The 13,094-nt window shown below is 69.3% G+C and carries 13 protein-coding genes and 3 pseudogenes; 13 read left to right on the forward strand and 3 right to left on the reverse strand.

All coding sequences use genetic code 11. The features are described 5' to 3' along the window. The first annotated feature begins 38 nt into the window (after positions 1-38). Positions 39-1,274, forward strand: coding sequence for an IS701 family transposase (locus HDA41_RS33060; RefSeq protein ID WP_184979534.1), 1,236 nt, complete (start codon positions 39-41; stop codon positions 1,272-1,274). Between the two features lie 148 nt (positions 1,275-1,422). Here the strand turns inward: HDA41_RS33060 and HDA41_RS33065 are convergent. Continuing rightward, positions 1,423-2,323, reverse strand: a pseudogene (locus HDA41_RS33065) (IS5 family transposase). Between the two features lie 55 nt (positions 2,324-2,378). After that, entirely contained in the window at positions 2,379-3,347 is a 969-nt protein-coding gene (locus HDA41_RS33070) for a GlxA family transcriptional regulator (protein WP_184990506.1), read from the reverse strand. Between HDA41_RS33070 and HDA41_RS33075 the strand changes: the two genes are divergently transcribed. The 7 genes and pseudogenes from HDA41_RS33075 (at position 3,283) to HDA41_RS33105 (ending at position 7,771) form a co-directional block, all read left to right on the forward strand. Continuing rightward, on the forward strand, positions 3,283-3,522 hold the full coding sequence (locus HDA41_RS33075; protein WP_184990509.1) for an SH3 domain-containing protein: 240 nt from the start codon (positions 3,283-3,285) through the stop codon (positions 3,520-3,522). The genes HDA41_RS33070 and HDA41_RS33075 overlap by 65 nt on opposite strands. A gap of 175 nt (positions 3,523-3,697) precedes the next feature. Continuing rightward, a pseudogene (locus tag HDA41_RS33080) lies at positions 3,698-3,958 on the forward strand (hypothetical protein); the annotation flags it as partial. Positions 3,959-3,968: 10 nt separating this feature from the next. Next, the gene (locus tag HDA41_RS33085; protein WP_184990511.1) at positions 3,969-4,382 is read left to right on the forward strand and encodes a hypothetical protein; all 414 of its coding nucleotides are present in this window, start codon (positions 3,969-3,971) and stop codon (positions 4,380-4,382) included. Positions 4,383-4,425: 43 nt separating this feature from the next. Then, positions 4,426-5,268 carry a winged helix-turn-helix transcriptional regulator gene (locus HDA41_RS33090; protein WP_184990513.1) on the forward strand — a complete coding sequence of 281 codons (843 nt, stop codon included), beginning with the start codon at positions 4,426-4,428 and terminating at the stop codon, positions 5,266-5,268. Beyond that, a complete protein-coding gene (locus HDA41_RS33095) occupies positions 5,265-5,744 on the forward strand; it encodes a regulator (RefSeq protein WP_184990515.1) in 480 nt (159 codons plus the stop codon). Before HDA41_RS33090 ends, HDA41_RS33095 begins: the two co-directional genes overlap by 4 nt. Next, a pseudogene (locus HDA41_RS33100) lies at positions 5,741-6,969 on the forward strand (MFS transporter). The gene HDA41_RS33095 and the pseudogene HDA41_RS33100 overlap by 4 nt, the downstream one beginning before the upstream one ends. Before the next feature lie 217 nt (positions 6,970-7,186). After that, on the forward strand, positions 7,187-7,771 hold the full coding sequence (locus tag HDA41_RS33105) for a YrhB domain-containing protein (protein ID WP_184990517.1): 585 nt from the start codon (positions 7,187-7,189) through the stop codon (positions 7,769-7,771). Here the strand turns inward: HDA41_RS33105 and HDA41_RS33110 are convergent. Beyond that, positions 7,753-8,322, reverse strand: a complete 570-nt coding sequence (locus HDA41_RS33110; RefSeq protein ID WP_184990519.1) for a DUF3885 domain-containing protein — start codon at positions 8,320-8,322, stop codon at positions 7,753-7,755. The two genes, HDA41_RS33105 and HDA41_RS33110, sit on opposite strands and share 19 nt — an antisense overlap. A 428-nt stretch (positions 8,323-8,750) precedes the next feature. On the opposite strand from HDA41_RS33110, the gene HDA41_RS41795 reads away from it, so the two are divergent. From HDA41_RS41795 to HDA41_RS33135, 5 genes are all read left to right on the forward strand, one after another. Further along, positions 8,751-8,945 (forward strand): hypothetical protein, encoded by a 195-nt coding sequence (locus HDA41_RS41795; protein ID WP_230299878.1) that lies wholly within the window; start codon positions 8,751-8,753, stop codon positions 8,943-8,945. A 184-nt stretch (positions 8,946-9,129) separates the two neighbouring features. After that, positions 9,130-9,513 (forward strand): hypothetical protein, encoded by a 384-nt coding sequence (locus HDA41_RS41800; RefSeq protein ID WP_230299877.1) that lies wholly within the window; start codon positions 9,130-9,132, stop codon positions 9,511-9,513. After that, a complete protein-coding gene (locus HDA41_RS33125; RefSeq protein ID WP_184990523.1) occupies positions 9,506-10,273 on the forward strand; it encodes a FadR/GntR family transcriptional regulator in 768 nt (255 codons plus the stop codon). The genes HDA41_RS41800 and HDA41_RS33125 overlap by 8 nt, the downstream gene beginning before the upstream one ends. 320 nt (positions 10,274-10,593) lie before the next feature. Then, positions 10,594-11,682 (forward strand): enolase C-terminal domain-like protein, encoded by a 1,089-nt coding sequence (locus HDA41_RS33130; RefSeq protein WP_184990525.1) that lies wholly within the window; start codon positions 10,594-10,596, stop codon positions 11,680-11,682. A 107-nt stretch (positions 11,683-11,789) separates the two neighbouring features. Then, a complete protein-coding gene (locus HDA41_RS33135; protein ID WP_184990533.1) occupies positions 11,790-13,091 on the forward strand; it encodes an ABC transporter substrate-binding protein in 1,302 nt (433 codons plus the stop codon). Positions 13,092-13,094: the final 3 nt, after the last annotated feature.

Raw genomic sequence — 13,094 nt, forward strand, 5'->3', positions numbered from 1 at the left:
GTTGTGTGATCTTCCCTGGTGGTGGGCATCGTTCTGGTATGAGGTTGGGGGAGGTGGAACGGCTCCGGGGTGAGTTAGCGGAGTTCGTTGCCGATGCGTTCGCCTCGCTGCCGCGGCGGGATCAGCGGCGATGGGGTGCGTGTTATCTGCGTGGTCTGATGCTGGACGGCCGGCGGAAATCGATCCAGCCGATGGCCGAGCGGCTGCCGGACGGGAACATGCAGGCCCTGCAGCAGTTCGTGAACCAGTCGCCGTGGGATCCGCTGCCGGTGCGGCGGCGGATCGCCGAGCGGCTGTCCGAGGTGATCACGCCCGAGGTGTGGGTGGTGGACGACGTGTCGTTTCCCAAGTGCGGCACCGCGTCGGTGGGGGTGGCCCGGCAGTACTGCGGGGCGGTCGGGAAACGAGCGAACTGCCAGGTCGCGGTCAGTGTCCATGCCGCCACCGACACCGCGTCCTGCCCGCTGGACTGGCAGTTGTATCTGCCGCGCGAGTGGACGGATACGCCGGAGCGGTGCCGCAGGGCAGGAGTGCCCGACGAGGTGGTGCACCAGGAGAAGTGGCGCCTGGCGCTCGGCCTGCTCGACACGCTCGGCGAGTGGCAGCTGAAGGCGCCGGTCGTGGTCGCCGATGCCGGCTACGGCGTCAGCACCCCGTTCCGGCTCGGTCTTCAACAGCGCGGGCTGTCCTATGTGCTGGCGCTGACCGGGAAGGAAGTCGCCCACCCGGAGAATGCCGAGCCGCACCAGCCCGCTTACGGCGGGCTCGGGCCGCCGACGCTGCCCCGGTATCGCACTGCACCGCGGGCCGTCTCGGTCCTCGCAGCCGAGGCCGGTGCCGGCCGGTTCACCGAGGTGACATGGCGCCAGGGCAGAAAGGGCGCGATGACCTCACGGTTCGCGGTCCTGTCCGTGCGGCCTGCGGGCAAGCAGGCCCTGGCCGCAGCTCAGGAGGCGGGCGGCGGCCGCAACCGGTGGGACGGCGTCCTGCCCACCCAGACGCTCCTGGTCGAATGGCCGGACGGCCAGGGCACTCCGACCGGCTACTGGATATCGAACCTGCCCGCCACCACCCCGGTCGCCGACATGGTGCGGTGGGCGAAGATGCGCTGGCGGATCGAGCACGACTACCGCGAACTCAAGCACGGCCTGGGACTGGACCACTTCGAGGGCCGCACCTGGCGCGGCTGGCACCACCACGTCACCCTCGTCACCGCCGCCCAGGCATTCCTCACCCTCCGGCGGCTCGACCCAAAAGTCCGCACACCGGCCTGACCCTCTACCAGGTCCTCGACCTCCTCCAGGACCTGCTGAGGTGCTGGGCCGGTGAATGCACCACCTGCGGACGCCCCCTACCCACCCCGCGCAGCCGCCGCAGACAGCCCAGAACCTAACGAAGCACTACTAGGCGCTGTCCTGTCGATCACGAGCGGAGCCAGATCACCAGGGTCGCAGCGGTAACCGTGCCGAGGAAGACGTAAGCGCGCTTGTCGTATCTGGTCGCGACCGTGCGGAAGTTCTTCAGCCGGTTGATCGCCCGCTCGACGGTGTTCCGCTTCTTGTATCGCTCCTTGTCGAAACCGGGTGGCCGGCCGCCGGCGCTGCCGCGCTTGCGGCGGTTGGCCGCCTGGTCGGCCTTCTCCGGAATGACGTGGCGAATGCCGCGTTTGTGCAGGTAAGCGCGCGTGCCGCGGTTGCTGTAGGCCTTGTCGGCGCTGACGCTGTCCGGTTTCGACCGGGGCCGCCCGACGGCCAGGCGCGGGACACGGATCCGGTCCATGACCGGATCGAACTGGGTACAGTCCGCCCGTTGTCCGGGCGTGATCAGCAGCGACAGCGGCCGTCCGCCCTCAAGTGGATCTTGCTGGTGAAGCCGCCGCGCGAGCGGCCGAGCGCCTCACCTCCTGCACCACCTCCGCCAGGAAGCCGATCAGGTCTGCCCAGATCCGAGCGGTCCTGACTGCCTTGGCGGAGCCCCCTTTGAGGAGCGGCGGCGGCGCCAGCCGGGCTCCCGCCGCATGTTGGTGCGCTCGCACCAACATCGAATCGACGGACACCTCCCAGTCGATGTCACCAGCCGCGTCCGCCTCTGCCTGGACCCGCTGGAGAAGCAACTCCCGGGTGCCGTCCGCCGACCACCGGCGATACCGCTCGTGCACCGTCTTCCACGGCCCGTAGCGCTCTGGCAGATCGCGCCACTGCACGCCCGTCCGGATCCGGTACATCACTCCGTTGATCACCTGCTGATGATTCCGCCACCGGCCACAACGCCCATTGCTCACCGGCAGCAGCGGCCGAAGCCGCTCCCACTGCGTGTAAGTCAGATCACTCCATGCCCCACAGTCGTATCAACGGCTCAACTGGTCGATAGCACGCTGCCTAACCTCGCCGGGCCGCCTGTCGGTACGCCGACGGCGTGGTCGCGTAGTGGTCTACGAAGGCCTGCCGGAGGGTCTCGGTTGTACCGAAACCGCAGCTGCGGGCGATCGCGGACAGCGGCAACCCGGTGGTCGTCAGCAGCTGGGCGGCCGCCTCGGTGCGCAGCGCGCGCACGTGCCGGGCCGGGGTGGTGCCGAGCTGGGCGGCGAAGAGCCGGGCGAGGTGACGCGGGCTCACTCCGGCGATCCGGCCCAGCGTGGCGGCGTCCAACTCGGCGGCGAGGTTGGCGGTGATGTACGCGCAGACGTCGCGGAGCAGCCGGTGCTCCGGAGGGGGCGCGGCGAGATGGACGCTGACCTGCGGCTGGTTGCCGGGGCGCTGCAGGTATGCGACCAGCGAGCGGGCCACCCGGCGCGCCAGTTCCGGGCCGTGGTCCTGCTCGACCAGGGCGAGTGAGAGGTCCAGCGCACTGGTGACGCCCGCCGAGGTGTGGACGTTGCCGTCGGTGGTGAACAGCGGTGCCGGGTCCACGCGGACGGCGGGGTAGCGGGCGGCCAGTTCGGCCGCCCACATCCAGTGGGTGGTCGCGCGGCGGCCGTCGAGCAGCCCGGCGGCGGCCAGCACGGTGGCGCCGGTGCACACCGACACCACCCGGCGGCTGAGCCCGGCCAGGCGGCGCAGATGGGTGAGCACCCGGGCGTCCTCGGCAGCCGCGTGGTGCCCGAGCCCGCCCGCCACGAGCACGGTGTCGAGCGGGCCGCCGATCCGTTCCAGCGGCTCGGCGGCCAGCGTCAGGCCGCAGGTGGTCCGCACCGGGTGGCCGCCGAGCGAGACCAACTCCACCCGGTAGCCGGGGTCCGCGCCCCAGCGGCTCGCCGCGTCGAACACGTCGGCGGGGCAGGCGATGTCCGTCGGCTGCCACAACCTGCCGCCGCTCCCGTACACGGTGCACGCCAAGGCCGTGACCATCCGGTCCACGGCCAGCTCGAAGTCCACGGCGCTCGGCGTGCTCTACAAGAGCCACAAGTTCAGCGTGTCCAAGAAGAGCGGCAACTGGCTCTACATCACGGACAAGACGACCGGCGTCAAGGGCTGGGTCTCCGGCACGTACGTCTACCGGGACGTCCGTATGTGCCTGGACTAAACGCACTTCAGCACGTCCCGGCAAGCGGCTGATCGCCGAGCACGGGACCCCTCACATTCCTTACGCATCGGCCTATCCAGAACAGGAGATCCCCATTGTCCGACGGCATGTCCGAGGATTCTGCGGATGCCGTGGGCCTGCTCACCGAACGGATCGAAGCGCGCTTCGGCATGGGCATGGACCAGTTGAGCCGGACCGCGACATGGGCGAACTGTCGGCGGACCAGCTCCGCTTCGACGTGCAGTGGCTGGACCCGGCGCTGGAGGCCCGCGACGGCTACCGCGCCGCCCTCGGCGAGCTGCTGCGCACCATGCCCCCGCCCGCCCAGGAGCCCCGGCGCGTCCGCACGGCACAGCTCAGGGCCACAGCAACCCTGCCCCCGTCTGCCGCCCCGGCACCTCAGCGTGCCGGGGCGGCCCGGGCCCGCCGACCGTGAAAGCCACCGCTTGCCCCACCCCACGTCCACCGACATAGCCGGACGGATCGAGGACCTGTACGGCGCACCGCTCGCTGACCTCGAAGCCCACGCCCAGGACCAGCCGCTCGGCATGCTCTGCGCCCTGCTCGGCATGCACGACGACCTTGCCCTCGCCGAGCGCAGCATCGACTTCCACCGCGACCACCTCGCCCGGCTCATCCACCCCGAACGGCAGATCGGCCCGCACGAGGTCTCCCACCTTCTCGACGGCACCCGCCGGCTCGTCGAAGCCGTCGCCGTCCGCGAGGTCCAGGCCAAATCGGTCGCCGCCGTCCTGCAGAGCCTGGCCCGCGTCCCGGCTCCGACGCCTGTCCCGCCAGCTCCCTCGCCGCCTGCTCCGGTTCCGCCTCTTGCGGCGCCGAGTCCGGCGCACGGCCGCTGACCCGCAGGCGATCCCCCCTTTCATTCACCCAGGAGTTCCTCCCTTGGCCATCACCGCTCTGCCCCCTGACACCGACGCCGACATCGCCCGGGTCACCGAGGCCCTCGCCATGATCACCCCGCGCTGGAGCGTGAGGATCCTCTTGGCCCTCTCCGGCCCGCCGCTGCGCTACAGCGAGCTGGCGGCCAAGGTGTCCTGGCTGCAGAACGGCCAGCTCCACCCCAAACTCAAGGCGCTGTGCGACGCCGGACTCGTCGAACGCACCGAACACACCGCACGGCACGTGACCTACGGCCACACCGAACGTGGCGTTGCCCTGCTGCCGGTCCTGCCGATGATTGTTACCTGGGCCGAGGAACACCTGGAGAAGGCGGACCGCCCGCTGGCCGCGATCGAGCAGATCGAGGACAGCCTCACCCTGCTCACTCGGCGCCATGCCGCCGCCATCCTGTGGGTGCTGAAGTCCCGTGAGGAAGTCAGCGGCCGGGCTCTGGCCCGAATCGTGATGCCCAGCAGCGACTGGACCAATATCTATCCGCCTCTGCGGCAGCTCGTCTTCGACGGCCTGGTTGACACCGACGGCATGGGCCGGCCCTACCGGCTGTCCGCGGCCGGCGATGGCCTGGGCCCCGTGCTCAGCACCCTGTCCGCGTGGGCCGCCGGGCAGCCCCTCGACCAGGCGGCCCAGCACCCGGTCTGGGGGCACCCGCAGGCGAAGCCCGCGCCGAGGCCGTGGATCAGCAGCCAGTCTCGGCCGGCCCCCACGGCGCTCCCACCCGCTCGGACACCCCAGTTCCCTCCGGCCTGGCACAACGGGGATCTCTTCTCGCACGCTGCGACCGCCCGCCCGAAGGCAGCCGTCCCGGCGGGAGGCCCGCGCCGATGAGCACCCCCTTTACCTCTGCCGAAGCGCAGCGCGCTGTCGAACTGCTCGCCTCGCGGTCCTTGGCCCGCCTGGTCACCGAGATCGACGACAACGGCGCCATACCGCCGCGACGGCTGGCCGGCACCCTGCCCGACCTCTCCACGCACCAACTGCGCAGCGCAGCCGACACGGCCCGCGCCCACGGTCTCATCCGGATCGCGCCCGGCACCGGTCTGGAACTGACCGAGGCTGGGACGGAGTTGGCCGGCCTGTACGACGCGATGGCCCGCTGGGCCCGGCGTCACGCCGTCCCGGCCCCCGTCTGCGAGTTCAGCAGCCGCATTCGGCACGTCCTTGCCCTGTTGGCACCAGCGCTCATCACCGAGCGCGCCGACGGAGCGGAGGCGGGCCTGGCCCGTCTCCGCACGCTCCTGATCCAGTGGCTGGCCGACAACCTTCAGATGGCCAGGGTGTTCGAACCTGAGCCGGTCGCGTGAGCGAAGCGGTCACACCCCGGCACGCACGCCACACCGGCGGGCTGATGCGCAGCATCTACCTGCCGCGCACGGCGGACGCGTTGGCGTTCGCGATGTCCACCTACGGCATCCCGCTGCTCGTCCTGGCCACGACGCGCTCCGCCGCGCTGACGGGCGTAGCTTTCGCCCTGGAGTGGATCCCGCGGCTGGCTGCGTTCGGGTGGGCCGGATCGGTTGTCGACCGGCGCGGTGCTGCGGTGGTCTTCCACCTGGCCTCCCTGGGCCGGGCGCTGGCCCTCGCCGCCGGCGCGGTCCTGCTCCACCTCCACCCATCCGGCACCGTGGCAAGCGCGACCGTGATGGTGCTGGCGGCGACGACCGGCGTGCTCACCGAGTTCAGCTATATCGCGGCCGAGACCGCGGGCGCTGCCGCCGAGCAGGACGGCGGACCCACCGTGTCCAGGCCGTCCTGCTCGGCATCGACCAGACGGCGACCCTGGCCGGTCCGGCGCTCGCCGGGGTGCTCCTGCTTGCCGGTCCGCCGTTGATGCTCGCGGTGATCACCGTGCTCTCGTTGCTTGCCGCGCTGCTTGCCCTGCGCACTCCGCACTCGCCCGTGGCACCGGCCCGTGCGCCGAAGGGGAGGTCCGGGGCCGGACTGCTCACCGGGTGGCGCACCATCCGCTCGCTTCCCGCGCTCGGCTGGCTCGTGACCGGGCTGACCCTGTCCAACCTGGCCACCGGCCTTCTTCAAGCGGCCGGTCCCGTGATCGTCGTCAAGCACTTCGGGCAGTCCACCACCGCAGTCGGCCTCGTCTGGTCCGCCGCTGCCGCAGCGACGCTCCTCAGCGTCACGCTCTGCCGGTTCGCGCTCGACCGCCTCGGCCTGTGGCCGGTCGGCGCCGCCTGCGCCGCCCTCGCCTCGCTCGGCTGTCTCGCCGCTGCCCAGGCTCCCGACTACCGGTCCTACCTGGTCCTGGTCGCGGTCCTCATGGCGGGCGAAGGCGGCATGACGGTCGTCCTGCGCACCCTGCGCTCCCGCCTGATCCCTCCGGAGAAGTTCGGCAGCACCCTGTCGGCGACCATCCTCATCCTCCTGCTGCCCTTCCCCCTCGCCGGCGTGCTCACCGCGCTCACTCCGCCCGACGCGCTGGGCCACGTCATCACCGTCTGTGCCGCGCTGCAGGCCCTCGGTCTGTTCTGCGCCTTCGCCCGCCTGCGGACCGATCCCGCCCTGCGCACCTGACCCTGCTGCGCCCCCAGCCTGTGGAGAACTCCATGTCCATTGCCGCCCTTGGATCGCACCGCGCGACTGGTCGCACCATCACTACTGGCGCAGAGCACTTGTTCCGTTGCTGTCGTATTCCTGGCCAAGAAGGTCCGTCAGACGCCTCGTACGTGCGTGCCCCTGGGCCGTGCAAATTCGCTGGTCCAGAGAGAGGTTGGTGCGGGAACCTGCATGCGTGATCGAGCGAGAGGCCGCCGTTCAGGCTGTCGAGGACCAGCTGGAGCGCGACTATCAGCAGTGGCGGGCTGCGGGTGTGGACGCGATGCGGATGGCTGTGGTCGACGTCGAGGAGCACGAGCTGGTGTGGATCGTCTCCTGGACCTCCGAGGAGTTCGTGCGCACCCGCAACCCGGAGTTCATGCTGGCCGGTAACGGGCCCTACCTGGTCGACCGTGTCGACGGTGGACTGCACCGGGTCGGCGTCGTCTCCGCGGTAACCGGGGAGTGGGAGGCCGACTATCGAGCCCGGATACGTGGGCTGCCGGTGCACACCGCAGTAGACGATCTCCACGATGCGCTGTGCGAAGTCGCCGCTGCGCGCGGACGCGTGCACGCTGTACGGACACTGCGCCAGAGGCTGCCGATGTTCTCGCCTGCGGAGGCCATCGAATATGTGAGCGCATTGCTGGACGGTGATGCGCCCGCGCGTCTCGTGGCCGTCGCCACCAAAGAGCTCGTGGAGCCTCTCAACCCGGTACTTGCAGTGGAGACGATTCTGAGCGGGGCGGAGATCCGAGCCGGTCAGAGACCCGAGGGGTGACGGGAAAGCCAGTCGGCATGCCGATCGCGCACCCGGTTCCGTTCCTCGGACGTGGCGAGGAAAACGTCGGCGCCACCGTCGTAGGGGTGGTGGATGCGCTGCATCCGGGTGTCGGTGATGAGGACGCCCGCCATCTTGTCGTCGGCGATGTCTCGGAGCAACTCGTCGATGCAGCCACGCCGCCAGGGCCGGCGGGCGGCGAAGAGGTGGCAATACGTGCGGAACGCAGGGTCAGGATCGTCCTCCACCAGCAGGCTCTGCCAATACCCGGTGACGGCCTGCGATGGTGGAACCTCTGCTTCGGTCGTCCAGAGCGGTGTGATCACATACACGTCCGCACCAGCGAACAGCTCATCGAGGACGGTGTTGTAACGCTCCAGGACGACGCTGTACTCGCTCTCGTCCTCCGCGTACCGCTTCGATTCCGGCAGGCTGTGAAAACGTACCCAAACGTCCCGATACGGGCCCCGGAGCTTGTACCCAACCGGCGGGCAACTGGGCCAGCGCTGCTGCCACAGCTCCGTCAGATCCGCCTGCCCGTCTCCGGACACCCGTCGCACTCGTCCTCTCGCGCATGAACCTACCGACGACCATGATGCCGGTGCTCATGAACGAGAGACACCGACTTCTTAGCTGTCGCTTCTCCGGCTGCTGACGTAGCCGGCCCGTTTTACTGGCGCAGAGCACCTATTCCGTTGCCGTCGTATTCCTGCGGGCAGTGGCAGCTCTTACCTGGAACAGCAACTCGGCGCCGTGGCGGTCGAGTTCCGCCGACGCGGGCATGACGATCACCACGCGAGTGGTGAAGACTGGATAGATGCCTCACGCCCCCGGCGGACTCCTGTTCGTAGCGCTCGGTCTCATCCTTGTCGCCGCCGGCTACGTCTGGAGGGGACGTGTCCTGCGTCCCCTCTCGGCGAAACGGGCCCAGGCAGCCGTGATCCGGGACCGTTCCAGAAACCTGCTGCGCTCTGCGGACATGGCAATCGCCGGAGCGCGCCGCCGGGCCGCACACGACGAACCGGCCATCGTCACGGTCGGAGACGTGACCAGGGTGGCGCGCCAGCACTACGGGTACCTCTTCGTGGAGCGCGAAGAAGCAGCTGCCGCCCTCCGCCAGCGCTATGAGGCCTCCGACTGCCGGGTGGACTGCATGACCGACGCCTTCAACTGACTGCCTCCTCGGCAAGTGCTTGACGCCAGGGTGCCGGAGCTGTCACCTGATCGTTGGTCACGCTGAAAAGGCGCCGTGATTGGACGCTGGGCCTGGTGGGAGTGGTGCCAGGCTCAGCGTGGGGGTGCCGTGGCTGTTTCCCGGGCAGGAGCCCGCCCGCCCTCTCGGAGCCACCTACCTCTACTTGAAGCTCCGTCGACACGGCATCGCACCCCTCGCCAGCCGAAACAGTGCTCGTCTCGCGCTGGCCACCGACCTGCCGGCTTCTGTCCTGGCCGACTTCACCGCCACCAGCATCAGCAACTCCACCCGATGGACTGGATACGCCAAGCGGACTGGGGCAACCCAACTCACCGGCCAGCTGCTGAACCTGGTCAACTGGCTGCTCGGGCAGCTTGTACCGCAGGTACGCGATCGCCTCGCCGGTGCGTTCGTTGCGGGCCGACTGCACCGCGAGCGCGAGTTGTGCGGCAAGGGCGGCTTCCAGCCGGCGTGGTGCGGCACGGCGCCGACGATGTGGCTCGATGAGGGCGGACCGGGTGATGAGCCATACTCATCTGGTGGGTGAAACGGGTCACGGCAAGGTTGAGACGTTCGTACCGGAGGCGGATGGGGGTACCGCCTACCGGCCGGGTTATTCGCGGGCGGCAGAGCGGATCCTGCAGTTCATCACCGAGCAGGGCTTCGTGCCGGGTGACCGGCTACCCACCGAGGCGCGGTTCGCCGAGATCCTCGGTGTCAGCCGCACGATCACCCGGGACGCGCTGAAGACCCTCGCGGCCACCGGCCGGATCAGTACGCAGCGCGGGCGGGGCATCTTCGTCGCCGATCCGGCGGACGCGCCGGTGTCGCCGGTGGCCGGGTTCGTGCCGACTGACATTGCCCACATCATGGATATGTTCGAGTTCCGCGGGGTGCAGGAACAGGCTGCAGCCGGCCTGGCCGCGAAGCGGGCTACGCCGGGCGAGTTGGTTGCCATCGACGACGCCCTCGACGCGCATGCGCGGTCGCTGGAGGCTGCGGATCCGAGGGTGATGGCGGCCGCCGACGAGTCCTTCCACCGTGCCGTCGCCAGGGCTGCCCACAATGGGTTCTTGCTCGACTCGATCGCGACCGTGCAGGGTCTGCAACGGCGGGTGGTGGCAGCGGCGTTCGACGGATTCAGCGGTGGTCCGGTGGCCACCGCTTTGGCGGAACACCGTCAGATCCTCGAGGCCATCCGACGCGGAGACGCCGAACAGGCAGGCATTGCGGCCCTGGCGCACGTCGAACGCACCCGCCTGAGTTACCAGGCGGAGATCGGTCGGCGAGTCTTCCGGTCGTCCTGACCACAAGCACGGGGCACGACCGCCAGGCGGTATCTGCCGTTCTCGACTCTCCCCGAGACTTGCTCCATCTCGTTAAATGAAGCCGGTTAATAATTCTCGTGTGCTCCTGCGCTTGCCAAGGTAGCGCCGCTTCACCCCTGCTTCGCGCGGTGCGAAAAAGGTTGATGTGCGCCTTTCTGGGCGCACTTGTCGCTGTGATTGTCTCCAGAATAAGTCCTCCTCATTGCGATAAATGACTGATACGTTGTGCGCGTCACGCAAGATGTACCTGCTTCATCGGTCGCGGATGCCGTGCCTCCCTGCTCAGGATCGGGGTCACCGTGCGCATCACCCATGTAGAAACCTTCTCTGCCGACGTCGCTGCTCCGGAGCCGCCCTTCCGATGGCGTGACGGGTTGCGCGGCTCGTCCGGCGGACAGGTCGGCATCCTCCGCATCGGCACCGACACGGGCGCCACCGGTGTGGCGACCGCGCACAAGCCCGGCTCCGCCGTCGTTCTGCGGGAGCTCGTCGACCGCGTGCTGCGCCCGGAACTGGTCGGCGTCGACCCGTTGCAGCGCGAGTGGCTGTGGGAGCGCCTCTGGAACGTCGACCGCACCGAGTACCTGCCCATTCACCTGCTCGGCGTCATCGACACAGCGCTGTGGGACCTGGCCGGGCGGGTGCACGGCGCCCCGTGCTGGCAACTGCTCGGCGGCTACCGCACGCGCATCCCGGCGTACGCGTCGACCGTGACCTTCGATTCGATCGAGGAGTATCTCGATGTTGCGGACCAGTGTTTGGCGCTCGGCTATCCGGCCATCAAGCTGCACGCCTGGGGCGATCGCGATCGCGACACCCGGCTGATCCAGGCGCTGCGCGCGCACGTCGGTCCGGACGTCCCGCTGATGTACGACGGGTCCGCGGCGTTCGACCTCGCGGACGCTGTGCAGGTCGGCCACGCCCTGGCCGAGTGTGGCTACCTCTGGTACGAGGAACCGATCCGGGAGTACAGCATCACGGCTTATCGGTGGCTCGCCGAACGGGTCGGCGTGCCGCTCAACGTGGCCGAGACGATCCCCGGCGGGCATCTGAGCACGGCCGACTTCCTTGCTGCCGGTTGCGCGACCTACGTCCGGACGAGTGCGGCCCTGCGCGGCGGAATGACCGGTGCGATGCGGATCGCCCACCTGGCGGACGCTTACCGGCTGCGCGCCGAGGTGCACGGCAACACTCTGTCGGCCCGGCACCTGTGTATGGCGATCCCCAACACCACTTACTACGAGTCCCTCGTGACCTCCAACCCCGTACGCAAGGAATCGGGCGTCGAACCGGACGGCTCGGTCCTGGCGCCCCGCGGCCACGGGATCGGCCTCGCACCCGGGCCGGCCTATCCCGCCGCGCTCGAGGAATACGTATGCACCCCATGACCGGCTGCCCGCATCACCACGACGACATGTCCATTCCTGGGAGGAAATGCATGATTACCCCGTCGATCGGGTTAGGCCTGCGTCGAGCCCGTGCGTTGGTGGCCGTGATGACGGCCGCATGGCTGATCACCGCCTGCGCGAACGCCGACCCCAACCGGGCCGGCGCCCCGCGGGCCGCCGCCGGCCCGTTCAGACCGGCGCCGCAGGATCCGGCGAGTGAGATCACCGTGTGGGTGGACGCGACCCGGACCGCCGCGGTCGACGCCTACCGCAAGGCTCACCCGGGGGTGAAGATCAAGGCGGTCACCTACAGCGGCGGCGCGAACGGAAGCACCGAGCTGCGGACCAAGGTCGAGCTGTTCGACCGTACCGGTGAAGGGTGGCCCGACGTCGTCTGGCCGAACGTCCAGGACCTCGCCTGGGCGACCACGGGGGCGACCCCGTTCGCCGCTCCACTCGACACGCTGGTCGACAGGTCCGTGCTCGACGGGTACGTCAAGGGCGCGCTCGACCAATGCACAGTGGGAGGAAAGGTCTACTGCCTGCGCAACGATCTGGCCCAGAACGTCCTCTGGTACAACAAGAAGCTCATGGACCAGTTCGGCTACCAGGTCCCCACGACCTGGGAGCAGTGGCAGCAACTGGGCCTGCGGGTGGCCAAGGAGCACCCGGGATACCTGGTCGGTGAGGTGGGTAGCCCCACTTCGCCGCACGTCTACTTCTGGGGCAGCCAATGCCCGGTCAGCCTGCTCACCGGGGACAAGACGGTGACCGTCGACCTCCAGGACCCCAAGTGCACCAGAATGGCGCGGCTCCTCGATCCGTTGCTGAGTGCCGGGGCGCTGGGCACCCGTAACAAGTGGGACACCGGCTTCATCAAGGAGCAGGCCGCCAAGATCCTCATGATGCCGGGGCCCGCCTGGTACGGCCAGGCACTGTTCAACGCCGGCTACCACACCCCCCGGGGAGAGATCGCGGCCGCTGCACCGCTGAAGTTCGCGGCGGACACCGAGACCTGGACCGGCGCCGTCGGCGGGGGGATGTGGTTCATCTCCTCGCACAGTCGCAACCTCAAGGCCGCCGTCGACTTCGCCACCTGGGTCACCACCGACCCCGGATACACGGCGGCCGCCGCGACCTACCCCGCCTACGGCCCTGCGGCAACCGGCTGGCTGGCGGCCCAGCAGGCGTCCGGCTACTACGCCAACGACATCGGCCCGGTCCTGCAACAGGCCGCCCCGCGGATCTGGACCAAGTGGGCGGTCAGCACGCTGTACAGCCAGGAGGCGATCTACGCCGCGACCATGGTGCCGGCGCTCTCCTCAGGCAAGTCCGTCTCATCGCAGATGGACGTGTGGCAGCAGGCGATCGTCAACAAGGCCACCGCACTCGGCTACAAGGTCAACTGATCG

The organism is Streptomyces caelestis, assembly GCF_014205255.1.
In the GTDB taxonomy this organism is placed as follows: Bacteria; Actinomycetota; Actinomycetes; order Streptomycetales; family Streptomycetaceae; genus Streptomyces; species Streptomyces caelestis.

Coding starts and splice junctions, on each gene's coding strand:
- HDA41_RS33060 (WP_184979534.1), top strand. CDS start 39: ATGAGGTTGGGGGAGGTGGAACGGCTCCGGGGTGAGTTAGCGGAGTTC.
- HDA41_RS33075 (WP_184990509.1), top strand. CDS start 3,283: ATGTCCGTCGGCTGCCACAACCTGCCGCCGCTCCCGTACACGGTGCAC.
- HDA41_RS33070 (WP_184990506.1), bottom strand. CDS start 3,347: ATGGTCACGGCCTTGGCGTGCACCGTGTACGGGAGCGGCGGCAGGTTG.
- HDA41_RS33095 (WP_184990515.1), top strand. CDS start 5,265: ATGAGCACCCCCTTTACCTCTGCCGAAGCGCAGCGCGCTGTCGAACTG.
- HDA41_RS41795 (WP_230299878.1), top strand. CDS start 8,751: ATGGCAATCGCCGGAGCGCGCCGCCGGGCCGCACACGACGAACCGGCC.
- HDA41_RS33135 (WP_184990533.1), top strand. CDS start 11,790: ATGACGGCCGCATGGCTGATCACCGCCTGCGCGAACGCCGACCCCAAC.